The organism is Geodermatophilus marinus, from assembly GCF_003428645.1.
In the GTDB taxonomy this organism is placed as follows: domain Bacteria; phylum Actinomycetota; class Actinomycetes; order Mycobacteriales; family Geodermatophilaceae; genus Geodermatophilus.
The window spans coordinates 41,290-66,586 of sequence record NZ_QVQH01000007.1 but is presented as its reverse complement, the minus strand read 5'-3'; the positions used below and the strand labels follow the sequence as shown (position 1 = coordinate 66,586).

Below are 25,297 nucleotides of genomic sequence, written 5' to 3'. Positions count from 1 at the left end.
CGGACGCCGGGGGCCGCGGGCGGTTGACCCCCCGCGGTCCCCGGTCTCGCGCAGAGGAGTGCCTCGATGATCGGCTGGTTCGACGCGAACCTGGTCAGCATCCTCAACGGCTTCGCCATCGGGTCGCTGCTGTTCATCCTCGCCGTGGGCCTGTCGATCGTCTTCGGGATGATGGACGTGCTCAACCTCGCGCACGGCGCCTTCTTCCTGGTCGGCTCCTACCTGTCGGTCACCTTCCTCGCCGGGGCGTCGTGGGGCGGCTTCCTCACCGCGCTCGGCGTCGCCGCGCTCGTGGGCCTGCTCGCCGGCGGCGTGCTCTCGGGGATGACCGAGCCGCTGGCCCGGCGGCCGATCCTGGACCAGGCGCTGCTGACCCTGGGCATCTCGCTGATCGTCGCCGAGGTGCTCTCGATCGTGTACGGCAACGACGTCCGCTCGGTGCGCCCGCCGCCGGGGCTCCGGGGCAGCACGGACGTCGCCGGCGACGCCTACCCGACCTACCGGCTGCTGCTCATCGGCATCGGCCTGGCGCTGGCGCTGGTCGTGTGGCTGGTCGTGGAGCGCACGTCGGTCGGCGCGCTCGTGCGGGCCAGCGTCGCCGACCGCGAGATGGTGTCGGCGATGGGGATCGACAACCGGAAGGTGAAGGTCGCCGTCCTCGGCCTCGGGTCGATGCTGGCCACCGTCGCCGGCGTGCTCGCCGCGCCGGTCTACGGCGCCCGCCCCGGGCTGGACGAGACGATCCTGCTCCTGGCCCTGGTGGTCATCGTGATCGGCGGTCTGGGCTCGATCCGCGGCGCGCTGATCGGTGCGCTGGTGATCGGGCAGGTCGAGTCGCTGGGGCGGGCGCTGCTGCCCGACCTGGCCTCCTTCATCCTCTTCGGCACCCTGGCGCTGGTGCTGGTCGTCCGGCCCCGTGGACTCTTCGCCGGGAAGGTGGCCCACTCATGACCGTGGACAGCCCTCCCGCGCGCGGCACACCCGGCGCGACGGCGGCCGCCGGGGGCACGCCGCGACGGCGCGGGTCCCGCCCGCTGGCCGCCGTCCTCGGGCTGGTGCTGCTGGCGGTGCTCGCGGCCGTCCCGCTGTTCGTCGACCCGTTCGGCACGAACACGCTCTCCCGGATCCTGGTCTTCGCGCTGTTCGCCATGAGCCTTGACCTGCTGGTCGGCATCACCGGCCTGCCCTCGCTCGGCCACGCCGCCTGGTTCGGCATCGGCGCCTACACCGCCGGGCTGGTCGCCGAGCACTGGACGGCCGAGGGCGTGGTCACCGTGCTCCTGGCCGCGGTCGCGGGGGCGGTGGGCGCGGCCGCGACCGGCTGGCTGGCGGTGCGCAGCAGCGGCGTCTTCTTCCTCATGCTGACGCTGGCCATCGGCGAGCTGGTCCACCAGCTGGCGCAGTCGGCCGACACGGTCACCGGCGGCTCCAACGGCCTGTTCGGCATCCCGTCGATCCGGGTGGCCGGCACCCCGCTGACCCTGGCCGGGTACGTGTACTGGTTCGTCCTGGCCGTGGTGCTGCTCGGGGCGCTGGGGCTGTGGCTGGTCTCGGCGTCCCCGTTCGGGGCGGCGCTGCGCGGGATCCGGGACAACGAGGCGCGGATGCGCTCGCTGGGCTACACGCCGTTCCGCTACAAGTACGCCGCCTTCGTGCTCGCCGGGGGCTTCGCGGGCCTGGCCGGTGGGCTGTTCGCCGGGCTGGTGCGGATCGTCAACCCGAGCGACGCCGGGTTCTCCACCAGCGCCCTCCTGCTGCTCGCGGTCATCCTCGGCGGCGCCGGCACGCTGTGGGGCCCGGCCCTGGGTGCCGCCGTCGTCGTCCTGGTCCGCGACACCTACGGCCCGACCCTCGAGGGCCACGGCCCCCTGCTGCTGGGCGTCGTCTTCGTGCTCGCCGTCTACCTGCTGCCCCAGGGGGTGGCCGGCCTCGCCGGCGTCCGGGCCGGGATCGGCCGGCGGCGTCCTGCCCGGGAGGGCTCGTCGTGACCGCACCGCTGCTGTCCCTCTCCGGCGTGACCCGGTCGTTCGGCGCGCTGAGGGCGGTGGACGACGTCACCCTCGACGTCCCCGCCGGCGCGCGGCACGCGCTCATCGGCCCCAACGGGGCGGGCAAGAGCACCCTGTTCAAGCTGGTCACCGGCGAGATGCCGGTGACCGCGGGGCGGATCCGGCTCGCCGGGCAGGACGTCACCCGGCTCTCCGAGCCCCAGCGCGCCCGGCGCGGGATCAGCCAGACGCTGCAGCACTCGAGCCTGTTCCTCTCGCAGACGGTGGAGCAGAACGTGCTGCTGGCCGCCCAGCGCCGGCACGGGTCCCGGCACTCCCCGGTGCCGCGCCGGCAGGCCGCCGCCCGGGAGCGGACGCGGGCGCTGCTGGCCGACGTCGGGCTGGCCGACCGCGCCACCGTGCCCGTCGCCGCCCTCTCCCACGGCGAGCGCCGGCAGGTGGAGGTGGCCCTCGCGCTGGCCTGCGAGCCCACCCTGCTGCTGCTCGACGAGCCGGCCGCCGGGATGTCCCCGGCCGAGAGCGCCCGGCTGGTCGACCTGCTGCGGGCGCTGCCCGAGTCGGTGACCGTGGTGGTCGTCGAGCACGACCTCGACGTCGTGTTCGCCCTGGCCCGCTCGGTCACCGTGCTGCACCTGGGCCGCGTCCTGCTGACCGGGACGCCGGACGAGGTCCGCGGCGACACCGCGGTGCAGGAGGCCTACCTGGGCACCGGCCGGGAGGCGCTGTTCCTCGACGGTGCGGGCCCCGCCCGCCGGGAGGTGGGCTGAGTGCTCGAGGTCCGGGGGCTGCGGTCGGGCTACCGGCGCAGCACGGTGCTGCAGGGGGTCGACCTCGACGTCGGCGCGGGCCGGGTGCTGGGGCTGCTCGGCCGCAACGGCGTCGGCAAGACCACGCTGGTCCACACGCTCATGGGGCTGGTGACGGCCACGGCGGGGACGGTCCGCATCGACGGGCGCGACGTCACCGGCCGCCGCCCGGACGTCGTCGCGCGGGCGGGCGTGGGCCTGGTGCCGCAGGGCCGGCGGGTGTGGCCGCCGCTGACGGTGACCGAGCACCTCGACCTCGCCGCGCGCCGCGGGCGGGGCGCCGGCCCCTGGGACGTGCCCCGGGTGCTGGAGCTGCTGCCCCGGCTCGGCGAGCGGCGCCGGCACGCGGCCGGGCAGCTCTCCGGCGGCGAGCAGCAGATGCTGGCGATCGCGCGGGCGCTGCTGACCAACCCGCGGCTGGTGCTGATGGACGAGCCCTCCGACGGCCTGGCCCCGGCGGTGGTGGACCAGATCGGCGGGGCGATCGGCGGGATGAAGGCCGAGGGGGTGACGCTGCTGGTCGTGGAGCAGGACCTGCACCTGGCCTTCGCCGTGGCCGACGACATCGCGGTGATGGACAAGGGCCGGATCGTGCACCGGTCCTCCACCCGGGAGTTCCGCAGCGACAGCTCGGTCGCCCACGCCCTCCTCGGCGTGGCCTGATCCGGTCCCCGGGCCGCTCCCACGCGCCCCCGCCCGCGCCCTGCACCACGGCAGCCCGGAGCAGCCAGCGCGGGGCAGCCCCGGGCGGGCCGGGTCAGTAGCGGTGGTGCTCCGGGTCGACGTACCCGCCGGCCTCCTCCGCGCCGGGCCCGCGGTCCGAGCCGCCGTCGCCCGCCCCGTCGTGCCCGCGCGCCGCGGCCCGGGCCCGCTCGGCGTCGTACCGGGCCCGGCGGTCGCCGTCCGGCGGCTGCGCGCGGCCGGTTCCGGGCCGGCCCTCCTGGCGCTGGCCGGTGTCCCCGGGGGCCACCCGCTTGCGCAGCCGGCCCTCGTCGTCGGCGGCGAACCCGCGGGCGCGGAACCACGCGGTCACCCGGTCCCGGTCGGGGTGCGTGTCCCGGACCACGTTGACCACGTAGTTGAGCCCGCGGGCGGCCGCCTCCTCCTCGAGGCGGGCCAGCACGAAGGCACCCACGCCGCGCCCGCGGGCGCCGTCCTCGACCGCCAGCAGGATCTCGGCGTCGCCCCACACGTCGTCCAGCCAGCCGTAGCCCACGACCCGCCCGGCGTCCTCCGCCCGCCACCAGTCACCGGGCAGCCGCTCCCCCGGCCGGCGGGCCTCGGTGCGGAACACGCCCTCCGGGACGCCGGCGAACACCCGCTCCCGGTCGGCGTCCCACCGCGGGTCGCCGTCGCGCACCCATTGCAACCGCGCCGCCTGCACGTCCGTCGCCGTCATCGCCGTCCTCCTCGGGCTGGGCTGGTGCTCCCAGCGTGGCACCGCGGCCGGCGATCCGGGCCGCACCGCGGCCCACGTCTACACTCCTCCTGCCTCTTGCACCGGGTCGTGTAGCACGTCAGGATGGGACGTGAGCCCGTGGCGCCCGCGGGCCCGCAATCCCCCTGGAGGCACCGTGACGACCCTCGACCACCGTGCGACCGACGGGACGACGACCGAGGGCCCGGGTCCGGCCGCCGAGCCCGCGGCCACCACCGAGGTCTCCTTCGACACCTCCCCCGAGCAGTACCAGCACTGGCGGCTGTCGGTGGACGGCGAGATCGCCACCCTCACCCTCGACGTGGCCGAGGACGGCGGCATCGTGCCCGGCTACGAGTTGAAGATGAACAGCTACGACCTCGGCGTCGACATCGAGCTGCACGACGCCGTCCAGCGGATCCGCTTCGAGCACCCCGAGGTCAAGGCGGTCGTGGTCGCCAGCGCCAAGGAGCGCATGTTCTGCGCCGGGGCGAACATCAAGATGCTGGCCGCCTCCCCGCACGCCTGGAAGGTGAACTTCTGCAAGTTCACCAACGAGACCCGCAACGGCTTCGAGGACGCCAGCGCCCACTCCGGCCTGCCCTTCGTCGCGGCGGTCAACGGGACGGCGGCCGGCGGCGGGTACGAACTCGCCCTGGCCTGCGACCAGATCGTGCTGGTCGACGACAACTCCTCGGCCGTGTCGCTGCCCGAGGTGCCGCTGCTGGGCGTGCTGCCCGGCACCGGCGGGCTGACCCGCGTGGTCGACAAGCGCGGGGTGCGCCGCGACCTGGCCGACGTCTTCTCCACCACCGCCGAGGGCATCCGCGGCCGGCGGGCGGTCGACTGGCGGCTGGTCGACGCCACCGTCAAGGCCCGCGACTTCGACGCCGAGGTCGCCCGCCGCGCGGCCGAGCTGGCCGCGACGTCGAACCGGCCGGGGGCCGGCGCGCAGGGCGTGGCGCTGACGCCGCTGCGCCGGGAGACCGATGGCGACACCACCCGCTACGAGCACGTGCGCGTGGTGCTCGACCGGGACTCGGGCACCGCGACGATCACCGTGCGAGGACCGGACGCCGTCCCGGGCAGCGTCGAGGAGCTGCACCAGCAGGGCGACGGCGCCTGGCTGCTGGCCACGACCCGCGAGCTGGACGACGCGATCCTGCGGCTGCGCACCAACGAGCTGGCCGTCGGCACCTGGCTGCTGCGCACCGAGGGCGACCTGGGCACGGTGGCCGGCTACGACGGGTTCCTGCTCGCCCACCGCGACCACTGGCTGGTGAACGAGACCGTCGGCTACTGGCGCCGCACGCTCAAGCGGCTGGACACCACCAGCCGCAGCCTGTTCGCGCTGGTCGAGCCGGGCTCCTGCTTCGCCGGCACCCTGGCCGAGATCGCCCTCGCCGCCGACCGGCAGTTCATGCTGGAGGGTCAGTTCGAGGACGACGAGGACCCGAAGCCCCCGGCGGCGATCCGGCTCGACGAGTTCAACACCGGGCTGCTGCCGATGGGCAACGGCCTGTCCCGGCTGCAGGTCCGTTTCCTCGGCTCGGCCGACGAGCTCGCCGCCGCGGAGGCCGCGGTCGGCCGCGACCTGCTCGCCGAGGACGCCGCCGCGCTGGGGCTGGTCACCGCCACCCCGGACGACATCGACTGGGAGGACGAGGTCCGCCTGGTCATCGAGGAGCGGGCCAGCTTCTCCCCCGACGCGCTCACCGGCATGGAGGCCAACCTGCGCTTCGCCGGCCGGGAGACGCCGGAGACGAAGGTGTTCGGCCGGCTCACCGCCTGGCAGAACTGGATCTTCCAGCGGCCCAACGCCGCCGGTCCCGAAGGAGCCCTGCGCCGGTACGGCACCGGCAAGCGCGCCGACTACGACAGGAAGCGGGTCTGAGCATGACCACCACCGAGAGCAACCCCACCGACGGCACGGTCACCGGCGAGGCCCCCACCCCCACCGGGCCGCTGTCGCGGATCGACTACAGCGAGCGGATCCCGAACAACGTCAACCTGGCCGGCGACCGCAAGCTGCAGCGGGCGCTGGAGGGCTGGCAGCCCAAGTTCCTCGACTGGTGGAAGAACCTCGGGCCCTCCATCCCGACCCACGACGTCTACCTGCGCACCGCCATCGCCGTGGGCCGCGACGGGTGGGCGCACTTCGACCGGGTGCCCATGGAGCAGTACCGCTGGGGCATCTTCCTCGCCGAGGCCGACCCCGACCGGAAGGTCAACTTCGGCGACCGCAAGGGCGAGCCGGCCTGGCAGGAGGTGCCCGGCGAGCACCGCTCGGACCTGCGCCGGCTCATCGTCGTGCAGGGCGACACCGAGCCCGCCTCGGTCGAGCAGCAGCGCCACCTGGGCATGACCGCCCCGTCGCTGTACGACATGCGCAACCTCTTCCAGGTCAACGTCGAGGAGGGCCGCCACCTGTGGGCGATGGTCTACCTGCTGCACGCCTACTTCGGCAAGGACGGCCGGGAGGAGGCCGAGGAGCTGCTCAAGCGCAACTCCGGTGACTACGACTCCCCGCGCATCCTGGGGGCGTTCAACGAGGAGACGACCGACTGGCTGTCGTTCTTCATGTTCACCTACTTCACCGACCGGGACGGCAAGTACCAGCTCGGCACGCTCAAGGAGTCCGGCTTCGACCCGCTGGCGCGCACCTGCGAGTTCATGCTCAAGGAGGAGGCGCACCACATGTTCGTCGGGACGACGGGCGTGCAGCGCACCGTCCAGCGGACCGCGGAGCTGGTGAAGCGGCACGGCACCGACGACATCTGGGAGCACGGCGGCATCCCGCTGTCGGTGATCCAGAAGTACCTGAACTTCCAGTACTCGGTGTCGATGGACCTCTTCGGCTCCGAGACCTCCTCCAACGTGGCCGGCTACTACACCGCGGGCCTGAAGGGCCGCTGGATGGAGACGCGGCGCAAGGACGACCACCAGCTGCACGACCTCACCATGGAGGTCCCCGTCGTCGAGAACGGGAAGATGGCCACCCGGACCGTCCCGATGCTCACCGCGCTCAACCTCGACCTGCGCAACGAGTACGCCGCCGACTGCGAGAACGGCGTGCGGCGCTGGAACCAGGAGCTCGAGGACGCCGGTCTGGAGCAGCGGCTGTACCTGCCGCACCAGGGCTTCAACCGCAAGGTCGGCGCCTTCGCCGGGCACCACGTCAGCCCGCAGGGCGACATCCTCGACGACGCCGCCTGGGACCAGCGGGTCGATGAGTGGCTGCCCACCGCCGACGACCGCGCCCGGGTCGCCGAGCTGATGGTCCCGCACTACGAGCCCGGCGACTTCGCCGGCTGGATCGCGCCCCCGTCGGTCGGCATCAACTCCCTGCCCGTGGAGTACGACTACGTCCGCTTCTGAGAGGACCCCCGTCCTCCCCACCCTTCGCAAGCTCAGGGCGGGCCCCTGGACGGGGGCCGGTTCCAGGGCCCCTGGACGGGGGCCGGTTCCCGCACGTCACCGGAAGGGCTGAGCAGCGTGGCCACCCTCGACACCGTCGCACCCCCGGCGCCGACCCCGCCGTCGGCCGAGCCGTTCAACGCCGCCGAGTGGCTGGTCACCCGGCACGCGCGGGCGGACCCCGACCGCCGGGCGATCACCGCGATCGACCTCGACGGCAGCGTCCGCACGCTCGGCTACGGCGAGCTCGACGCAGCCGTCACCGCGTGCGCCGCGGCGCTGGTCGCCGCCGGGGTCCGGCCCGAGGAGCGGCTGCTGCTGTGCATGGGCGACACCCCCGAGCTGGTGACCGCCTTCCTCGCCGGGCTGTGGATCGGTGCGGTCCCGGTGCCGGTGAGCACCATGCTCAAGCCCCGGGACCTCGCGGTGCTGGCCGCCGACAGCCGGGCCCGCCTGGTCGCCCTGTCGGCGGAGTTCACCGACCTGGCGCCGGCCGTCGGCGGGCTGCGCGACCTCGCCGACGTCGTCGTCCTCACCGACGGCCCGCTGCCGGACGTCGCGGGGACGCGCGTGCGGTCGTGGGCGGACTTCCTCGCCGCCGGGGCCGGCGCGCGGGACGCCGTCGCCGAGCCCTACCCGACGGTCGCCGACTCGCCGGCGTTCTGGCTCTACACCTCCGGCACCACGGGCACGCCCAAGGGCGCGATGCACCGGCACGGCTCGCTGCGCGACACCGCGGAGACCTACGCCCGCGACGTGCTGGCCATCGGCCCCGACGACGTCACCTTCTCGGTGGCGAAGTTCTTCTTCGCCTACGGCCTCGGCAACACCCTCACCTTCCCGTTCTCGGTCGGGGCGAGCACGGTCCTCGACCGCTCCCGGCCCAGCCCGGCCGGCACCCTGCGGGTGCTGCAGGAGCTGCGGCCGACGCTGTTCTTCGGGGGGCCGACCTTCTACGCCGCCCTGCTGGCCGCCGGCCTGCCCGAGGACGCGTTCGCCCCCGTGCGGGCCTGCGTGTCGGCCGGCGAGGCGTTCCCCGCCGCGCTGTTCGAGCGGTTCACCGGCCGCTTCGGCGTGGAGATGCTCGACGGCATCGGTTCCACCGAGATGCTGCACATCTTCATCAGCGGCCGGCCGGGTCGCACCCGCGCCGGCGCCACCGGCGAGATCGTCGCCGGGTACGAGGCGCGGATCGTCGACGACGACGGCGTGCCCGTCCTCGACGGCACCCCCGGCCACCTGTACGTCAAGGGCAGCTCCGCGGCGACCGGCTACTGGCAGCGCAGTGCCGTGACCCGCCGGGTGTTCCAGGGCGAGTGGGTGCGCACCGGCGACACCTACGTGCGCAGCCCCGACGGCTACTACACCTCGCTGGGCCGCACCGACGACATCATCAAGGCCGGCGGCATCTGGGTCTCCCCGACCGAGGTGGAGGAGCGGCTGCGCCAGCACCCCGACGTCGCCCAGGTGGTCGTGGTCTCCCTGCCGGACGCCGACGGGCTGGACAAACCGGTGGCCTGCGTCGTCCTCGGCCCCGGCGGGACGGCGACCAACGCGGACCTCGTCGCCTTCTGCCGCGAGGGGCTGGCCGCCTTCAAGCGGCCCCGGCACGTGCTGCTGTTCGACGAGCTGCCCACCACGGCGACCGGCAAGCTGCAGCGGTTCCGCATCCGCGAGCTGGCGCTGGAGCAGCTGGCCGGCGCCGCCCGCCCGGACAACGTCGGCGGGCCGGTGTGAGCGACGTCGACCTGCGCGCCCGCCCCGCCGACCGAGCCCCCACCGACTGAGGAGAACCCCGTGCCGTACGTCATCGGCGCCGAGTGCATCGACACCACCGACATGTCCTGCGTGGAGGAGTGCCCGGTCGACTGCATCTACGAGGGCGACCGCAAGCTCTACATCAACCCCAAGGAGTGCATCGACTGCGGCGCCTGCGAGCCGGTCTGCCCGGTGGAGGCCATCTCCCAGGACCGCCGGGTCACCGAGGAGAACGAGCCGCACGTCGACGACAACCGGCGCTTCTTCGTCGAGCCGCTGCCCGGCCGCGACGCCCCCCTGGGCAGCCCGGGCGGCGCCTCCAAGGTCGGCAAGGTCGGCGTGGACACCGAACTGGTCAGCGAGCACCCGTGAGGGTCGTCCTCACCCTCTCGGCCGACCAGACCGCGGTGGCCGCGGAGGCCCGCGCGGCCGAGGAGGCCGGGTACGACGGCGTGGCGACCGGGGAGCACCTGTTCTTCCACGGCCCGGTCGCCAACGGCTTCGTCACCCTCGCCGCCGCGGCCGGCGCGACCACGCGCATCCGGCTGCTCAGCTCGCTCACGGTGCTGCCGCTGTACCCGGCGGCGCTGGCCGCGAAGCTGGCCACCACGCTCGACCGGGTCAGCGGCGGCCGGTTCGACCTCGGCGTGGGCGTGGGCGGGGAGCACCCGCCGGAGTTCACCGCCGCCGGCGTCGAGGTGGCCGAGCGCGGCGCCCGGGCCGACGAGGCGCTGGAGCTCCTGCGCGCCCTGTGGGCCGGCGGCCCGGTCGACGTCTCGGGGCGGTTCACCCGCCTCCCCGGCCTGGCCCTCGACCCCCCGCCGGTGCAGCCGGGCGGCCCGCCGGTCTGGGTCGGCGGGCGCGCGGGCGCCGCGATCCGCCGCGCCGGCCGGTTCGGGGACGTCTGGATGCCGTACATGTACACACCCGAGCAGCTGGCCGGCAGCCTGGCCGAGGTCCGGCGGGCGGCCGAGGCCGCCGGCCGCGACCCCGCGGCGGTGCGCGGCGCGGTGTTCTGCTGGGGTGGGGTCGACGAGGACGCCGCCCGGTCGAGGCGGCAGGTGGTCGAGACGGTCAGCGCGGTGTACCAGCAGGACTTCGACCGGCTCGCCGACCGCTACCTGCTGCACGGCGACCCCGACCGGGTCGCCGCCCGGGCCCGCGAGTACGCCGAGGCCGGGGCCGGGACGCTCGTGCTCTCCCCCGTCGGCGAGGGCGCCGACCGCGAGCGCGTCGTCGAGCTGTTCACCGCGGCCGTCCTCCCGGTGCTGCGCGGCTGACCCGCGCACCGGCGCCCACAGCCCCGCACGGCCGGCCGCCGAGGAGGATGATGCCGGGGGTGGACAGCGACGACGCCGGCCGGCACGCGGCGGCCACCCGTGCCGAGCAGGCCGCCCGGCGGGCCCGCGAACTCGCCGAGCGGCTGGCGCGCATGGCCGACGAGCACGGCGGGTCCTCCCCCGAGGACCTGCAGCGTGCGCGGCGCCGCGCCGCGGAGGCCGCCGAGCACGCGCGACGCGCGCACGAGCGGGCGCTGGCCGGGCACGAGCGGGCGGCGCTGAGCCACGAGGCGGCCGCGAGGGCCCACGACGCGGCCGCCGGCCGCGGCCTGGGCGACGTGGCGGAGCACCGGGCCCGGGCCGAGGAGCACCGGCGGGGGGCCGACGAGGACCGGGCCGCGGCCGCGGACGAGGGCCACCTCGCCGAGGAGGACGCCGCCCGGCAGCGCACCACGAGCGGGGACGCCCCATGACCACCTCGTTCCCCGAGGAGGACGCCGTGCCCGACCCGCAGGAGCCGCTCGAGGCCGGCCGGGCCCTGGGCCTGCTGGCCGAGCTCCGCGTGGCGCACGAGGAGCTGCGCGTCGCCGAGGAGGAGATGCGCGACCAGCAGGAGCAGATCGACCACCTGCTCAGCGGCTACGAGGCCGAGCGACGGTGGCGCAGCCAGCTGTCCGGCCTGGTGCCCGTGGCGCTCTGCACCACCGACGGCGCCGGGGCGCTGACCGACGCCAACCCGGCCATGGCCCACCTGCTGGAGCTCCCGCTGCACCGGCTCCGTGGTAAGCCGCTGGCGGTCTACCTGGACCGCGGTGACGTGTCCCGGTTCCGGTCCGTCGTCCGGGAGCTCGCCTCGGGGACGACCGCCGAGCACCGCCTCCAGGTCACTCTGCGCGGTCGCCGGCAGGGCAGGTCCGCCGCCGACCTCTTCGGCTTCGCCGACCACCCGGCCGGGCAGTCGCGGGACACCCGGCTGCAATGGGTCCTGGTCCCCGCCGTGCCCGCGGGGACCTCCCGGAGCCCGGATGGCGAGCGCCGGGACGACGAGCACCCGGCCGGCGACCGCGCGGCCTCCGGCCTGCCCGCGGCCGGCACCCTGGGGCTGGCCGCCGCGCTGGCCGAGCTGGCGACCCTCCCGATCGAGGCGGCCGACCGGCAGCGGCTGCTCTCCCGGATGGCGGTGCTCGTGCGCAGCGCCGTCCCGGCGGCCGACGGGGTGAGCATCACCCTCGGCTCGCCGCTGGCCCCGCAGCAACTGGGCAGCGACTCGGTCACGGCGCAGGAGGCCGACGGCCGGCAGGTGCAGGCCGAGGAGGGCCCGTGCTGGGACGCCCACGTCACCGGGCGGGTCGTCCTCACGCCCGACGTGACGGTGGACCGGCGGTGGCCGCGCCTGGCGCGGCGGAGCGAGGACGCCCCGGTCCGCAGCGTGCTCGCCGTCCCCCTGCGCGAGGGCGAGCAGCCGGTCGGCGTCCTCAACGTCTACTCCGCGGCCCCCGACGCCTTCGACGGGGACAGCCGGCGCATCGCCGAGCTCGTCGGCGCCGCCGTCGGCGGCGTGCTGCAGAGCGTGGCGGAGCGGGAGTCGCTGCGGGACCTGGCGGCGAACCTGGAGAAGGCGCTGACCTCCCGCGCGGTCATCGACCAGGCCAAGGGGGTGCTGATCGCCCGGCTGGGGATCGACGCCGAGGACGCGTTCGCCCGGCTGGTCGCCCTGAGCAACCGGCTCAACATCAAGGTCCGGGACCTCGCGCACCTGGTCGTGGAGGGCAACGCCGCCGAGGTGCTCGCCGCCGGCGAGCGGTGACCGGCCCGGCGGTCAGCGGTCGATCGGGTCCATGAGGACGACGGCCCCGCCGCCCACGCCCGCCACCTGGGCGAACGCGGTGACGGTCACCCGAAGCCGGATCGACCGGCCGCGCCGGTTGACCGCGTCCAGCTCGACGGTGTCGTGCCGCTCGCCGTCGCCGGCGACCTGGCGGCGCAGCAGCGGGTGCAGCGCCGAGACCGGCAGGCCGATGTCCAGGTTGAGCAGGTGCCGCCCGGTCACCTCGTCCCGGCGCAGGCCCCAGAGGTCCTCCGCCGCCGCGTTCCACACGAGGACGCGCAGGTCGGGGTCGACGACGGCCACGCCGGCCCGGAAGCTGCTCAGCACGCCGTTCATGAACTGGTTGACCGCACCGACCTCCGAGGTGCTGACCCGCAGCTCCTCGTTGGTCGAGTGCAGCTCGTCGTTCATGGACTGGAGCTCCTCGTTCATGGTCTCCAGCTCCTCGTTGGTCGACTGGAGCTCCTCGTTGGTGGTCTCCAGCTCCTCGACGGTGGACTGCAGCTCCTCGTTGGTGGTCTCCAGCTCCTCGTTGGCCGACTGGAGCTCCTCGTAGGCGGTCTCCAGCTGCCGGTTGGCGTACTCCAGCTCCTCCTGCAGGGTCCGGTACCGGGTGACGTCGTCGAAGACGATCGTGGTGCCCAGCGGGGTGCCGTCGTCCCGCAGGACCGGCAGGACCTGGACGTCGTAGAGGACCGGCTCCTGCCCGGGCCGGCGGCGCTCCACGTCGCGCAGCCACCGCGGGGCGCGGCTCTGGGTGGCCTCGGCGATCGCCCCGCGCAGCTCCACCGGCCGGTAGGAGATCTCGAGGTCCTGGAACGGCCGGCCCACGTCGCGCCGGTCCACGCCCAGCTCGCGCTCGGCCCGGTGGTTGACCACCGCCAGCACCCCGGAGGCGTCGAGCGCCACCTGCGCGGCCGACCCGGCCAGCAGCGCCTCCTGGCGCAGCAGCTCCAGGTCGTCCTCGACCGGGAGCGGGGGCCGCAGCGGCGGGCCGGGTGACCGCCGTCCCGGCGAGGGGCCGGGGTCCCGCCTGCGGAAGAACCGCCGGGTGAGGTCCACGGGTTCGAAGAGCTGGTTGTGCGACAGCAGCATCTCCGCCTTGCCCAGGAACAGCACGCCGTGCGGCTCGAGCGCGTAGTGCAGCCGCCCGAGGATCCGCGATTGGGTCTCGGCGGTGAAGTACATCAGCGTGTTGCGGCACAGCAGCAGGTCGATGTGCGAGATCGGTGCGTCCTGCACCAGGTCGTTGCGGCCGAAGATCACCGCGCGGCGCAGGTCCTTCCGGAACGCGTACCGGGTGCCCTCGGGGGTGAAGTAGGTGCGCAGCTGCTCCGGGCTCAACCCGGTCGTCTCGCGCTCGCCGTACACCGCCAGCCGGGCGTGCGCCAGCGCCTCCTCGTCGACGTCGGTCGCGTAGATCTTGACCCGCTGCCGGAACTCCTCCGCACCGAGCGCGTCGGCCAGGAGGACGGCCAGGCTGTAGGCCTCCTGGCCGGAGGCGCACCCGGCGCTCCACACCCTGATGTCGGGACCGCAGGACGCCAGCAGCTCGGGCAGCAACCGGTCCCGGAGGTGGTCCCAGGCGGCCTGGTCGCGGAAGAAGCCGGTGACGTTGATCAGGATGGTGTTGAACAGCGGGGTGAACTCGTCGGGGTGGACCTCGAGGTGGTCCCGGTACTCGCCGAACGACGCGATGCCCACCTCGGCCATCCGCCGGCGGACCCGCCGCACGAGGCTGGGCCGCTTGTACCCGGTGAAGTCGAACCCGCGCCGCTCGCGCAGGAACAGCAGCATCGCCTCGAAGTCCGGGTCCGGGACGTCCGAGCGAGCCCCCCGCGCGGCCTCCTCCCCGGCGTCCCCCGGGCCGGTCGCCACGTCCTCAGCCCTCACCGAGCTCGTCGGGCAACGCCTCGGCGCTCAGCTCGCCGCGGTGCAGCAACCGGCGCAGCAGCGCGGCGGCGTCGGTGGCCTCCCGGTGGCGCGCGCGGAAGCGGAGGGCGCTGTGGGCGTGCCCCCTCTCCTCGGCGCGCCGGCCCATGGCCAGGCTGAGCGCGGCCCGTTCCTCCAGGCCGCGCAGGGCCATCCACAGCGCCCCCTCGAGGGCCTGGGCCTGCTCCTCGGCGAGGGCCTCCGGGGACCACGCGTGGCCGACCCGGCAGCGGTAGCGCTGCATGCCGCCCTCGTCGATGGCGAACAGCGCCCCGTGGCACGAGGGGCACCCGAAGCCCGACGGCGTGCCGGGCCGGTCCTCGCCGTCGTAGGCGTCGCCGTCGAGCTCGGCCATGGCGACCTCCGTCTTCATGAGCTCCGACGCGGGCTCCACGCCGGTCACGTCCACCTCCTCGGCCAGCAGGCGGCCCAGGAGGGCGGGGATCTCCGCCACCGGCGCCGTGTGCTCGGCGCCGCCGACCTCCAGCGCGTGCAGGGGCATGCTCGGGTAGAGCGCGTCGCCAGGGAACTGCGCGATGCCGACCCCGCCCCGCGCCCGCAGTGCCACCATGCCCGCCGTCCCGTCGTCGAGCGCACCGGACAGGACGACGCCGACCGCACGCGGGCCCGCGGACCGGGCTGCCGAGCGGAACAGCACGTCGACCGCCGGCCGGTGCCCGTTCTCCCGCGGCCCCCGGGGCAGCGCGATCCTGCGCCCCACGACCACCAGGTGCCGGTCGGGGACGGCCACGGTCACCGTGCCCGGCTCGATGAGGTCACCGTGCCGCGCCGGCCGGACGGGCAGGTCGCTGGCCCGGGCCAGGATCTCCGGCAGCTGGCTGCGGGCGCTGGGGGGCATGTGCAGCACCGCGAGCACCGCCGCGGGGAAGTCGGCCGGCAACCCCCGCACCAGGTCGCGCAGGGCCTCCACCCCGCCGGCGGAGGCGCCGACCACCACCAGATCCCGCCGGATCACCACGTGCGCCCACCTCACCCGTCAACCCGCGGTCGCCGGGATCTCGACGCGACACGGGCGGTCCTCCCAACCTAGCCGGTGCGCAGGCGGGCCGGGGACCACGGCCCCGCCTGCCCGCGAGCACTGGCCGTGCCGGTCCCCGCGCTGCTACCGTCGGCGCGGGTCGAGCTCCCGGCCCGACGTGCACGGATGCGTGCGCCGCGCCGGGGCTCTGGGTGCGGGCCGCCCACGGGGGTACCCACCATGCGATCGTCCGGCCCACCGCCGCGCACGCTCCCACGCCCGCTGACCGTGTCGGTCGACCTGCGCGGCGGCCGCGTCCAGGTCCGCGGGGAGCTCGACCGCTCCACCGCGCACCACCTGCTGGACGCGCTGGTCGCCCTGGGGCTCACCGACCACCCGGTGTGGACCGTCGACGCCTCGCACCTCTCGTTCTGCGACACCACGGGCCTGCGGGCGCTGGCGCAGGGCGCCGCCCGCGCCCGCGGATCGGGTCGGCGGCTGCGCGTGACGGGCGCGTGCCCCGTCCTCGCCGAGGTCGTCGCGCTCGCGGGGCTGGGCGACGTGCTCGCCGAGCGGCGCCCCGCGGCCCTCCCCGCCCCCCGGGGGCCCGGGTCGGTCAGGGGCTGAGGACCAGCCGGGCGCTCGTCCGGCCCGCGGCCTGCTCGTCCCAGGCGGCGGCGACCTCGGCCAGCGGCCGCACCTCGTGCGCGACCGCCATCCGCCCGGCGGCGGCCACCTCGGCCACCGCGGTCAGGGCGTCGGCCCTCTCCGGCGGGGTCAGCGCGTTGTTCGTGTACCCGAGCACGTCGGCCGAGCGGCCGCGCAGCACGGCGGAGGAGAACTCCGCCGAGTCCCCCGCCGCGCCGCCCAGGTTGACCAGCCGGCCGCCCTCGGCGAGCACGCGGCCCGCCGCGGTCGCGGGGACGCCGAACACCGGGTCCAGCACCACGTCGAACCGGCCGCCGGCCGCCTCCGCGAGGCGGGCGGCCAGGTCGTCGGCGTCCCCGGTGAGCGGGACGACGGCGTCCGCACCCGCCGCGCGGGCCCGGTCCTCGCCCCGGCCGGGGCGGCAGGCGGCCACCACCCGGCCGGCCCCCAGCTCCCGCGCGGCGGCGACGCCGGCCTGGCCGACGGCACCGCCGGCGCCGAGCACCAGGACCGTCTCGCCCCGGCGCAGCCGCCCGCGCCGGCTCAGTGCCATCCAGGCCGCGACGGCGGACAGTCCCAGGGCCGCCAGCGGCGCGTCGTCGACGGCGGCGGCCACCGGCACCACGTCGGCGTCCGGCACGGCGCAGAGCTCGGCGAGGCTGCCGTCGCCGGGCGCCATCCCCGCCGAGGTGGCGAACCAGACGCGCGTGCCGGGGGCGACCCGCGCCGACTCCTCGACCACCCCGACGCCCTGGACGCCGGGGACGTAGGGCGTGGCCGGGCGGCCGAAGTAGGAGGTCCCGGAGGCGCAGAGCAGGTCCAGCGGCACCACGGGCGCGGCGGTGACGCGGACCAGGGTGCGCCCCTCCCCGGCCGACGGGTCCGGGTGGTCGGTGTGGGCCGGCGGCTGCCCCGGCGTGGTGAGGACGGCGGCGCGCACGGTCAGGTCGCGATGTCGGGGTAGGGCAGCGTGATGTGCTCCATCGCCCTGCCGTAGGCCTTCTGGTACTCCAGCGGCCCGTGGTCGCGCTCGAACATCGCGATGAACAGGGTGAGCGTGAGGAACGGGTGGGCGCCCATCCGGAACAGCGTCACGTGGTCGTGCTCGCGCAGTGCGCGCCGCTCGTCCTCGGTGAACTCCAACCAGGTCGACCGCTCGTCGGCGGTGCAGTTGAGGATCGTGTTGGCCATCTCGGCCTCCCACCACTCGACCGTGCCGGCGGGGTCCTCGCGGTAGCGCTCGACGAGGGCGGGGTCGCGGTCGACGGTGAACAGGAACTTGTCCAGCAGGTACCTGCTCATCGCGTCGCCTCCGCCGTGTCGCCGGGGCCGGCCGGCACCCCGTCCGGGTACCAGGTGAAGTAGGCCTCCATGGTGTGGAAGAGGTCGAGGGTGTCGACGTGGTCGGCCTTCCGCCCGTCGCCGGCCACACCCATCATCAGCATGAAGTCCATGAAACCGTGGGTGGCGTTGCCCGGGGCGTGCAGGGACTCCAGGCTCACCTCGGCCAGGCAGCCCTCGATGTCGCCGGAGGCGATCCACTCGACGGCCTTGCGGTCGAACTCGGGGTCGGGGCCGTGCTCGCCGAACTGGCGGGGCCCGCCGAGCTCCAGCGACAGGTGCCCGGTGCCGATGATCGCCACCCGCTGGTCGCTCTCCCAGGACTCGACCATCTCGCGCAGCGCCCGGCCCAGCTGCACGAACCGCCTCGGCTGCGGCAGCGGCGGGGCGAAGATGTTCGTGTAGACCGGCACGATCGGCAGGTCGGCCTGCGGCCGCAGCGTGATGATCGGGCAGGTGATGCTGTGGTCGATCCGCAGCTCGTTGCTGAACGCCAGGTCGAAGTCGCGGTCCAGGCCGTCGCGCAGGATGTGCGCGGCGAGCTCCTCCTGGCCCCGCAGCCGCATCCGCGGCAGGCCGAACTCGCGCTCCTCGTTGTACCAGTTGGCGTCGAAGAACGGCGCCTTGCCGACGAGGAACTGCGGCATGTTGTCCAGCCACAGCTGGTGGAAGTGGTCGCTGCCGACCATGACCAGCACGTCGGGCTCGGCGCGGGTGAGCGTCTCCCGGAACCGCTCGATCTTGGCCACCCACTCGTCGGCGAACGGCGGGCGGTCGGCCCCGGTCGACGTGCTGGCCCGGTGGTAGAAGGGGTGGTGGGTGGACGCGATGACCGCGGCGACCTCAGCCATGCCGACCTCCGTTGGCGTCGATGTCAGGGGTGTACGGATCGGGGGCGACCGACCGGTTGTTGAGGTCCACGGAGAGGAAGACGTCGTTGGCGACCGGGCTGCGGATCTCCTCGGCCAGCTGGCCGATCAGGCCCGCGGTGCGGGCCAGCAGCGCGAAGCCCCGCAGCAGCTCCAGCGGCAGTCCGAGGTCCGCGAGGGCGGCGCCGCAGACGCCGGCGCCGTTGAGCGGCAGCGTCCGGCCCAGCACCTGCGGGTGCACCCGGCCGATCGCGGTGAACAGCGCCAGGTGCGGCCCGGTCAGCCCCTCCTCGGCGGCGATCTCCAGCAGCCGCGGGGTGCGCGGGTCGCCGTCCTTGTGCACGTGGTGACCCAGGCCCGGCACGAACCGCCCGGCCGCGCGCTGCGCGGTGACCGTCTCCAGCGCGAGGGCGTCCCAGCCGGCGTCGTCGCCGGGCAGGCCGCCCTCGACCGACGTCAGGACGCCGTGCAGGAACCGGCCGCAGTCCTCGGTGACCCCCAGGAAGCGGGAGCCCCCGCCGAGCAGGCCGGCGGCCAGCGCGCCCTGCACCGAGTCCGGCGCCGAGAGCCAGGTGAGGCGGGTGACGATCGCCGTGGGCGTGAACCCGTGGTCGGCCAGGGCGGCGAGCACCGCCTCGAAGACCCGGGTCTCCCCCCGGGTGGGCCGCCGCTGCGCGGCCAGCCAGAACGCCAGCTCCCCGAAGCCGACGGTGCCCATGACGTCGCGGGCCAGGTCGTGCCCGAGCAGGGTGATCGACTCCCGGCTCGAGGCGCCCAGCGCGGTCGGGTAGACGGGGCGCTCGCTCACGGCTGCTCCTTAGCCAGCCAACGGCGGATCTCCGCGCCGTGCTCGTCGAGGGCCGGCGGCGGCAGCCGGTAGCTCGCCGCGCTCTCGGAGAACCGGATCGGGTTGCGGATCGACGGCACCGCGGCGTCCCCCTCCCCCGCGCTCACCACCGGAGCCAGCCCGACCTCCTCGGCGAAGGCCACCCCCTGGTCGACGGTGTTGATCGGCCCGCACGGCACGTCGGCGCCGATGATGTCGCGGAACCACTCCTGCTTGCCGCGGGTGCGCAGCCGCTCGACCAGCAGCGGCCGCAGCTCCTCCCGGTTGGCGGTGCGGTCCTCGTTGTGCAGGAAGCGCGGGTCGTCGACGAGCTCGGGGACGCCGAGGACGTCGCACAGCTTGCGGAACTGCCCGTCGTTGCCGGCCGTGATGATCAGCTCGCCGTCGGCGCACGGCAGCGGCTCGTAGGGGAACAGGCTCGGGTGGCTGTTGCCCATCCGGAACGGCACCACCCCCCCGGCGACGAACGCGCTGGTCTGGTTGACCAGGCCGGACAGCGCCGAGGAGAGCAGGTTGACCTCCACGTGCTGGCCGCGGCCGGTCTCCCGCCGGGCGTGCAGCGCCGACAGGACCCCGATGGTGGCGTGCAGCCCGGCCATCACGTCGAACACCGCCACCCCGGCGCGGTACGGGTCCCCGCCCGGGTCGCCGGTGAGGCTCATCAGCCCGGAGATCGCCTGGACGATGAGGTCGTAGCCGGGCAGCGAGGCGCCCTCCGGTGCGCTGCCGAAGCCGCTGATGGAGGCGTAGACGATGCCGGGGTTGGCCGCGGCGACGGAGTCGTAGTCCAGGCCGAAGCGGGCCAGGCCGCCCGGCTTGAAGTTCTCGACCAGGACGTCGGCGCGGCGGGCCAGCTCCTGCGCGGCGGCGGCGTCGTCGGGGGCGGTGAGGTCCAGGGCCACCGAGCGCTTGTTGCGGTTCACGCCGAGGTAGTAGGTGGACACGCCGTCGCGGACCGGCGGCGCCCAGGTGCGGGTGTCGTCGCCCCGCGGGCCCTCCACCTTCACCACCTCCGCGCCGAGGTCGGCCAGGAGCATCGTGCTGTACGGCCCGGCCAGGATCCGCGAGAAGTCGGCCACGAGGAGGCCGGCGAGCGGGCCGCGCGGCCCGTCGTCCCCGGGTTCGCGTGCTGCGGTCATCGGTGCGCGCCCACTCCTCGCTCCTCGGCCGCCCGCCACCAGACGGACGTTCGTCCGTTCGCCATTCCAGTGGCGTGCACCCCCGGCTGTCAACCCGGCCGACGTCGGCGCTCCTGGCCTTGACACGTGGGCCACGCCACAGCATCGTGCGAACGCACACCCGTGTGCCCGCTGTGCGGACAGCAGTCCGGCGACGGGACGACGAGGCACAGGAGGAGACGCATGAGCCAGCCCGCGAGCCCCACCCCCGCTCCGGAGGCCGGCCGGCCGCTGGTCTTCCGCGGCGGCACGGTCCTGACCATGGACGACGCCTGCACCGTGCTCACCGACGCGGACGTGCTCGTGGTGGGCGACCGGATCGCCGCCGTCGGCCCGCGGCTGGAGGTCCCCGAGGGGACCCGGGAGATCGACGCCTCCGGCGGCATCGTGATGCCGGGCATGATCGACACGCACCGGCACATGTGGCAGACGGCGATGCGCGGCTACGGGGCCGACTGGACGCTCACCCAGTACTTCGTCTGGTACTACCTCGAGCACGGGAGGAAGTTCCGCCCGCAGGACATCGCGGCGGGCAACCGGCTGGCCGCGCTCGAGTCGCTCGACGCCGGCGTCACCACCACCGTCGACTGGTCGCACAACCTGCAGAGCGTCGACCACGCCGAGGCCGCACTGGAGGCGCTGCGCTCGGTGCCGGGCCGGTTCGTCCTGGCCTACGGCAACATCCAGGCCGGCCCGTGGGAGTGGACCGCCGACCCGGCCGTCCGCTCCTTCCTCGAGCGGCTGCGCGACGAGCGCGACGACATGATGGGCGTGCAGATCGCCTTCGACGTCACCGGCGACCCGGCGTTCCCGGAGCGGGCGGCGTTCGAGGTGGCCCGGGAGCTCGGCCTGCCGGTCACGACGCACGCCGGGGTGTGGGGCGCGACCAGCGACACCGGCATCCAGCAGATGTACGACGGCGGCTTCATGACCCCGGAGACGACCTACGTGCACGCCGCCACCCTCACCCGGGACAGCTACCAGCGCATCGCGGCCACCGGCGGGTCGATCTCCATCTCGACCGAGTCGGAGTGCAGCGCCGGGCAGGGCCACGCCCCCACCGAGCAGGTGCTGCAGTACGGCATCCCGGTGTCGCTGTCGATGGACACCAGCGTGTGGTGGAACGGCGACATGTTCTCCGCGATGCGGGCCACGCTGAACGCCGACCGCATGGCCGAGCACCTCACGGCACACCTCGAGGGCGAGACGATCACGCACCTGCGGCTGCGGGCCAAGCAGGTCGTCGAGTGGTGCACCCGGGGCGGCGCGCACACCATCGGCCGGGACGCCGACCTCGGCAGCCTGGAGGCCGGCAAGAAGGCCGACGTCGTCCTGGTCAAGAACGACCACTCCCCCGTGTCCTTCCCGCTGCTCAACCCGCTGGGGCACGTCGCGTTCCAGGCGCAGCGCGCCGACGTGCACACCGTCGTCGTGGACGGCCGCGTGGTGAAGCACGACCACCGGCTGGTCGGCGTCGACCTCGCCGCCTCGCGCCGGGAGATCGAGGACACCATCGGGTACCTGCGCGCCGAGTGCGGCGAGGAGGTCTGGGAGGCCGGGATGTTCCCCGACATGCCCGAGGCCGAGGCCGCGATCCTCGACAACCCGTACCAGTACACCGACTTCGTGGACGAGTCGAAGCGGGCCGGCGGCGAGGACCGCGTGCTCGGCCGCTGACGAGGACCCGGGGCGCCGTACCTGCCGCCCCCGGTGCGGCGTCCCGGCCTCCGGGGGCGGTCCCCCCCACCCGGGGCGGCCGGTCGCGGGTCGGGGACGGCGCGGCGGCGGGGGCCGGCGGGGAGGAGCGAGGAGATGGCGGGGCGCGGGAACGGGCCGGACTTCGTGGAGGCGCTGGCGCGCGGGCTGGACGTGCTGGCCTGCTTCGACGCCGGGCACCCGCGGATGAGCCTGACGGAGGTGGCGACGAAGGCGGGCCTGGCCCGGCCGACCGCCCGTCGGCTGCTGCTGACGCTGGCGGAGCTCGGCTTCGTGCGCTCCTCCGGCGGCACGTTCGCGCTGACCCCGCGGGTGCTGTCGCTGGGGATGGCCTACGTCGGCGCGCTGGGGCTGTGGGACATCGCCCGGCCGCACCTGGAGGACCTGGTCGCCCGGACCGGCGAGTCGTCGTCCATGGCCCAGCTCGACGGGTCGGACATCGTCTACGTCGCCCGCGTGTCGGTGCCGAAGCTGATCGCGCTGCGGGTGGAGATCGGCACGCGCTTCCCCGCCGCGCAGACCTCGCAGGGGAAGGTGCTGCTGGCCGCGCTGCCGCCCGGGGAGCTGGAGGCGACCCTGGCCCAGCCGAGCCGGTCGGGGCTGCCCCCGTACATCGGGCGCACCCCCGCGCAGCTGGCCGAGGAGCTGACCGCCGTCCGGGCGCGCGGCTGGGCCCTGGCCGACGAGGAGCTGGCGCCGGGGGTGCGGTCGGTCGCCGTCCCGGTCCGGGACGGCAGCGGCGCGGTGCGGGCGGCGGTGAACGTGACGGTGCACGCCGCGGAGACCTCGACCGAGCGGCTGCTGGCCGAGCACCTGCCGCGGCTGCTGCGGGCCGCCGGGGAGATCAGCGCGGAGTGGGCGCTGTGGCAGTCCCGGCCGCACGTGGAGACCGGCCGGCCGAGCGGCACCGCGAGCGCCTAGCGCCCCGGCGCCCCGGGGTCCGCCAGCCACGCCAGGAGGCGGCCCCGCGACCAGCAGCGGCCGACGGCCTCGGCGTGCAGCGTCGACCGGTCGGCCACCGCCAGGCCCACCGTGCTGTGGCCGGAGGCGCGGCGGTCGCCGAGGGTCGGGACGGCCGGTGCGACGCCCACCCCCTCCGCGGACACCCAGGCCACCGCCCGGCCGGCCGCCGCGTCGCCGAGGCGGTGCAGGAAGCGCAGGCGGCGCTCGGGCGCCAGCCGCGACAGCGCCCACGCCGTGGTGACGACGGGCAGGGCACCCTCGGACACCCGGGCCACGGCCTCGGGCAGCAGGTCGACGGCGTCTCCCCGCAGCAGCACCGGCGGCTCGGCGGCCACCAGCGCACTGCCCGCCGCGAGCGCCGCGGCCTGCTCCGGCCGGTCCGGCGGCAGGCAGGCGCGCAGCCACCGCGCGTCCTCCGGGTCGGTCGGGTCCACCGGGTCGGGGTCGACGCCGACCCGGGCGACGACCTCGGGGACGGCGCGCGCCGGGACGGGCCGGTCCCCGACGACCGAGCACGACAGCTGCACCGGCGACGACGGGTCGCCCAGCAGCCGCCCGCCGCCGCCCGGGGTGCCGCCGTAGGTGATGCCGAGGCGGTCGACGTGGGCGTCGAGCCCGGCCGAGGCGCCCACGGCCACCAGCCCGACCGCGTCCGCACCGACCCGGCGGGCCGCCTCGGCGACGACGGGGTACAGCACGGCGCAGCGGTCGGTCTCCCGCGTCCGCGGGCGCCGGCGCGTGGCGGTGGCGACGACCGCGTCGGTGGTGGTCACCAGCACGTCGACCGCCGCGCGGGCGGCGGCGTCGCCGTCCCCGGCCGCGTAGGCCGCCGCGAGCGCGGGGGCGCGCCCGGCGAGGGCGAGGTCGTGCAGCGCGGCGAGGACCACCGCGGGGTCCCGCCGGCGCGCCGGCACCGCCTCCAGGGCGTGCAGCGCCTCCTCCGACCCGCTCAGCGCGAGGGCGACGCGCCCCTCCAGCGGCGAGGTCCCGGCGACGCCGGACCCGCCGAAGCGCCGGTAGACCCCGGCGAGCGTGCGCCCCCGGGCGGCGGAGTGCCCCGTGCGAGGGGACCTCGCACGGGGCACTCCGCTTCCCGCCCGGTCAGAGCAGCTCGAGGACGGTGGCGTTGGCCTGGCCGCCGCCCTCGCACATCGTCTGCAGGCCGTACCGGATGCCGTTGTCGCGCATGTGGTGCACCAGCGTGGTCATGATCCGGGCGCCCGAGCCGCCGAGCGGGTGGCCCAGCGCGATCGCCCCGCCGTTCGGGTTGAGCGCCTTGGCGTCGGCGCCGATGTCGGCCAGCCAGGCCAGCGGCACCGGGGCGAAGGCCTCGTTGACCTCGAAGGCGCCGATCTGGTCGACCGACAGCCCGGACTTCGCCAGCGCCTTCTGCGTGGCCGGGATCGGCGCGGTCAGCATGATCACCGGGTCGGCGCCGGCCAGCACCGCGGTGTGCACCCGGGCGATCGGCGTCAGGCCCAGCTCGCGGGCCTTGTCGCTGGTCGTCATGAGCAGCGCGGCCGCGCCGTCGGAGATCTGCGAGGAGTTGCCGGCGGTGATGACCCCGCCCTCGGGCTTGAACACCGTCTTCAGCCCGGCCAGCACCTCCGTGGTGGTCCCCTCGCGGATGCCCTCGTCGGCGCTGACCACCGTCCCGTCCGGCGTGGTGACCGGGGCGATCTGGCCCTCGAAGCGGCCCTCGGCCCGCGCGGCGGCGGCCTTCTCGTGGGAGGCGACCGAGTACTCGTCGCACTGCCGGCGGGAGAGTCCCCAGCGCTCGGCGATCATCTCCGCACCGACGCCCTGGTTCGGCCGCACGCCGCCGTAGCGGGCGGAGAAGCGGGTGCCGAACGGGTCGGCGCCGGCGGAGGACGAGCCCATCGGCACCCGGGACATCGACTCCACGCCCCCGGCGACGACCACGTCGTACTGGCCGGAGACCAGGCCCGCGGCGGCGAAGTGCACCGCCTGCTGCGAGGAGCCGCACTGCCGGTCGACCGTGACGCCGGTGACCGTCTCGGGCCAGCCGGCCGCCAGCGCCGCCGTCCGGCCGATGTCGAAGGTCTGCTCGCCGACCTGGGACACGCAGCCCCACACGACGTCCTCGACCACCGCCGGGTCGACCCCGGTCCGCTCGACGAGGGCGCTGAGCACGTGCGCGGACAGGTCGGCCGGGTGCACCCCCGAGAGCCCGCCGTTGCGCTTGCCGACCGGCGTGCGCACAGCCTCCACGATCACTGCGTCCTGCATGTCCCGTCCTCCCGGTCCTCGGCGGCACCGCCGCTGGTGTCGTCCCGACCACATTCGCA

At 75.3% G+C, this 25,297-nt stretch carries 24 protein-coding genes; 14 read left to right on the top strand and 10 right to left on the bottom strand.

Annotated elements, in window-relative coordinates:
* Window positions 1–66: 66 nt before the first annotated feature.
* The 4 genes from D0Z06_RS09995 to D0Z06_RS09980 are packed head-to-tail and all read left to right on the top strand — an operon-like array spanning window position 67 to window position 3,478.
* Entirely contained in the window at window positions 67–951 is an 885-nt protein-coding gene (locus D0Z06_RS09995) for a branched-chain amino acid ABC transporter permease (protein ID WP_117377229.1), read from the top strand.
* Window positions 948–1,988: a branched-chain amino acid ABC transporter permease gene (locus D0Z06_RS09990; protein ID WP_117377228.1), complete on the top strand. Its 1,041-nt coding sequence runs from the start codon at window positions 948–950 to the stop codon at window positions 1,986–1,988. Before D0Z06_RS09995 ends, D0Z06_RS09990 begins: the two co-directional genes overlap by 4 nt.
* Window positions 1,985–2,776 carry an ABC transporter ATP-binding protein gene (locus D0Z06_RS09985; RefSeq protein ID WP_117377227.1) on the top strand — a complete coding sequence of 264 codons (792 nt, stop codon included), beginning with the start codon at window positions 1,985–1,987 and terminating at the stop codon, window positions 2,774–2,776. The genes D0Z06_RS09990 and D0Z06_RS09985 overlap by 4 nt, the downstream gene beginning before the upstream one ends.
* Window positions 2,777–3,478: an ABC transporter ATP-binding protein gene (locus tag D0Z06_RS09980; RefSeq protein WP_117377226.1), complete on the top strand. Its 702-nt coding sequence runs from the start codon at window positions 2,777–2,779 to the stop codon at window positions 3,476–3,478.
* 94 nt (window positions 3,479–3,572) lie between these two features.
* Here the strand turns inward: D0Z06_RS09980 and D0Z06_RS09975 are convergent, their stop codons facing one another.
* The gene (locus tag D0Z06_RS09975) at window positions 3,573–4,214 is read right to left on the bottom strand and encodes a GNAT family N-acetyltransferase (RefSeq protein ID WP_117377225.1); all 642 of its coding nucleotides are present in this window, start codon (window positions 4,212–4,214) and stop codon (window positions 3,573–3,575) included.
* 175 nt (window positions 4,215–4,389) lie between these two features.
* Between D0Z06_RS09975 and boxC the strand changes: the two genes are divergently transcribed.
* The 7 genes from boxC (at window position 4,390) to D0Z06_RS09940 (ending at window position 12,494) form a co-directional block, all read left to right on the top strand.
* On the top strand, window positions 4,390–6,126 hold the full coding sequence (boxC, locus tag D0Z06_RS09970) for a 2,3-epoxybenzoyl-CoA dihydrolase (RefSeq protein WP_117377224.1): 1,737 nt from the start codon (window positions 4,390–4,392) through the stop codon (window positions 6,124–6,126).
* A gap of 2 nt (window positions 6,127–6,128) precedes the next feature.
* On the top strand, window positions 6,129–7,610 hold the full coding sequence (boxB, locus tag D0Z06_RS09965; RefSeq protein WP_233517579.1) for a benzoyl-CoA 2,3-epoxidase subunit BoxB: 1,482 nt from the start codon (window positions 6,129–6,131) through the stop codon (window positions 7,608–7,610).
* Between the two features lie 117 nt (window positions 7,611–7,727).
* Window positions 7,728–9,386: a benzoate-CoA ligase family protein gene (locus D0Z06_RS09960; protein WP_117377223.1), complete on the top strand. Its 1,659-nt coding sequence runs from the start codon at window positions 7,728–7,730 to the stop codon at window positions 9,384–9,386.
* Window positions 9,387–9,446: 60 nt separating this feature from the next.
* On the top strand, window positions 9,447–9,779 hold the full coding sequence (fdxA, locus tag D0Z06_RS09955) for a ferredoxin (protein ID WP_117377222.1): 333 nt from the start codon (window positions 9,447–9,449) through the stop codon (window positions 9,777–9,779).
* Window positions 9,776–10,687 (top strand): LLM class flavin-dependent oxidoreductase, encoded by a 912-nt coding sequence (locus D0Z06_RS09950; protein ID WP_117377221.1) that lies wholly within the window; start codon window positions 9,776–9,778, stop codon window positions 10,685–10,687. The genes fdxA and D0Z06_RS09950 overlap by 4 nt, the downstream gene beginning before the upstream one ends.
* Before the next feature lie 59 nt (window positions 10,688–10,746).
* Window positions 10,747–11,160 carry a hypothetical protein gene (locus tag D0Z06_RS09945; protein ID WP_147332008.1) on the top strand — a complete coding sequence of 138 codons (414 nt, stop codon included), beginning with the start codon at window positions 10,747–10,749 and terminating at the stop codon, window positions 11,158–11,160.
* Entirely contained in the window at window positions 11,157–12,494 is a 1,338-nt protein-coding gene (locus tag D0Z06_RS09940; protein ID WP_117377219.1) for an ANTAR domain-containing protein, read from the top strand. Before D0Z06_RS09945 ends, D0Z06_RS09940 begins: the two co-directional genes overlap by 4 nt.
* Window positions 12,495–12,506: 12 nt before the next feature.
* On the opposite strand, the gene D0Z06_RS09935 is transcribed toward D0Z06_RS09940, so the two are convergent.
* Both D0Z06_RS09935 and D0Z06_RS09930 read right to left on the bottom strand, forming a co-directional pair.
* Window positions 12,507–14,408 carry a CheR family methyltransferase gene (locus tag D0Z06_RS09935; RefSeq protein ID WP_199522237.1) on the bottom strand — a complete coding sequence of 634 codons (1,902 nt, stop codon included), beginning with the start codon at window positions 14,406–14,408 and terminating at the stop codon, window positions 12,507–12,509.
* On the bottom strand, window positions 14,398–15,426 hold the full coding sequence (locus D0Z06_RS09930) for a chemotaxis protein CheB (protein WP_117377218.1): 1,029 nt from the start codon (window positions 15,424–15,426) through the stop codon (window positions 14,398–14,400). Before D0Z06_RS09930 ends, D0Z06_RS09935 begins: the two co-directional genes overlap by 11 nt.
* Before the next feature lie 288 nt (window positions 15,427–15,714).
* Here D0Z06_RS09930 and D0Z06_RS09925 point away from each other — a divergent pair, with 288 nt between their 5' ends.
* Window positions 15,715–16,053, top strand: coding sequence for an STAS domain-containing protein (locus D0Z06_RS09925; protein WP_158579929.1), 339 nt, complete (start codon window positions 15,715–15,717; stop codon window positions 16,051–16,053).
* On the opposite strand, the gene D0Z06_RS09920 is transcribed toward D0Z06_RS09925, so the two are convergent.
* The 5 genes from D0Z06_RS09920 to D0Z06_RS09900 are packed head-to-tail and all read right to left on the bottom strand — an operon-like array spanning window position 16,043 to window position 20,270.
* Window positions 16,043–17,014 (bottom strand): quinone oxidoreductase family protein, encoded by a 972-nt coding sequence (locus D0Z06_RS09920; protein ID WP_117377216.1) that lies wholly within the window; start codon window positions 17,012–17,014, stop codon window positions 16,043–16,045. The genes D0Z06_RS09925 and D0Z06_RS09920 overlap by 11 nt on opposite strands.
* Window positions 17,015–17,016: 2 nt before the next feature.
* Window positions 17,017–17,376 carry a hypothetical protein gene (locus D0Z06_RS09915; RefSeq protein WP_117377215.1) on the bottom strand — a complete coding sequence of 120 codons (360 nt, stop codon included), beginning with the start codon at window positions 17,374–17,376 and terminating at the stop codon, window positions 17,017–17,019.
* On the bottom strand, window positions 17,373–18,266 hold the full coding sequence (locus tag D0Z06_RS09910) for a DODA-type extradiol aromatic ring-opening family dioxygenase (RefSeq protein WP_117377214.1): 894 nt from the start codon (window positions 18,264–18,266) through the stop codon (window positions 17,373–17,375). Before D0Z06_RS09910 ends, D0Z06_RS09915 begins: the two co-directional genes overlap by 4 nt.
* Window positions 18,259–19,092, bottom strand: coding sequence for a citryl-CoA lyase (locus tag D0Z06_RS09905; RefSeq protein ID WP_117377213.1), 834 nt, complete (start codon window positions 19,090–19,092; stop codon window positions 18,259–18,261). Before D0Z06_RS09905 ends, D0Z06_RS09910 begins: the two co-directional genes overlap by 8 nt.
* Window positions 19,089–20,270, bottom strand: a complete 1,182-nt coding sequence (locus D0Z06_RS09900) for a CaiB/BaiF CoA transferase family protein (protein ID WP_117377212.1) — start codon at window positions 20,268–20,270, stop codon at window positions 19,089–19,091. Before D0Z06_RS09900 ends, D0Z06_RS09905 begins: the two co-directional genes overlap by 4 nt.
* Before the next feature lie 222 nt (window positions 20,271–20,492).
* Here D0Z06_RS09900 and D0Z06_RS09895 point away from each other — a divergent pair, with 222 nt between their 5' ends.
* The gene (locus tag D0Z06_RS09895) at window positions 20,493–21,986 is read left to right on the top strand and encodes an amidohydrolase family protein (protein WP_117377211.1); all 1,494 of its coding nucleotides are present in this window, start codon (window positions 20,493–20,495) and stop codon (window positions 21,984–21,986) included.
* 135 nt (window positions 21,987–22,121) lie between these two features.
* On the top strand, window positions 22,122–22,946 hold the full coding sequence (locus tag D0Z06_RS09890) for an IclR family transcriptional regulator domain-containing protein (RefSeq protein ID WP_117377210.1): 825 nt from the start codon (window positions 22,122–22,124) through the stop codon (window positions 22,944–22,946).
* On the opposite strand, the gene D0Z06_RS09885 is transcribed toward D0Z06_RS09890, so the two are convergent.
* Both D0Z06_RS09885 and D0Z06_RS09880 read right to left on the bottom strand, forming a co-directional pair.
* Complete coding sequence (locus tag D0Z06_RS09885) at window positions 22,943–24,073, bottom strand: DUF2332 family protein (protein WP_117377209.1); 1,131 nt, start codon at window positions 24,071–24,073, stop codon at window positions 22,943–22,945. The genes D0Z06_RS09890 and D0Z06_RS09885 overlap by 4 nt on opposite strands.
* A 16-nt stretch (window positions 24,074–24,089) precedes the next feature.
* The gene (locus tag D0Z06_RS09880) at window positions 24,090–25,238 is read right to left on the bottom strand and encodes a thiolase family protein (RefSeq protein ID WP_117377208.1); all 1,149 of its coding nucleotides are present in this window, start codon (window positions 25,236–25,238) and stop codon (window positions 24,090–24,092) included.
* Window positions 25,239–25,297 lie beyond the last annotated feature (59 nt).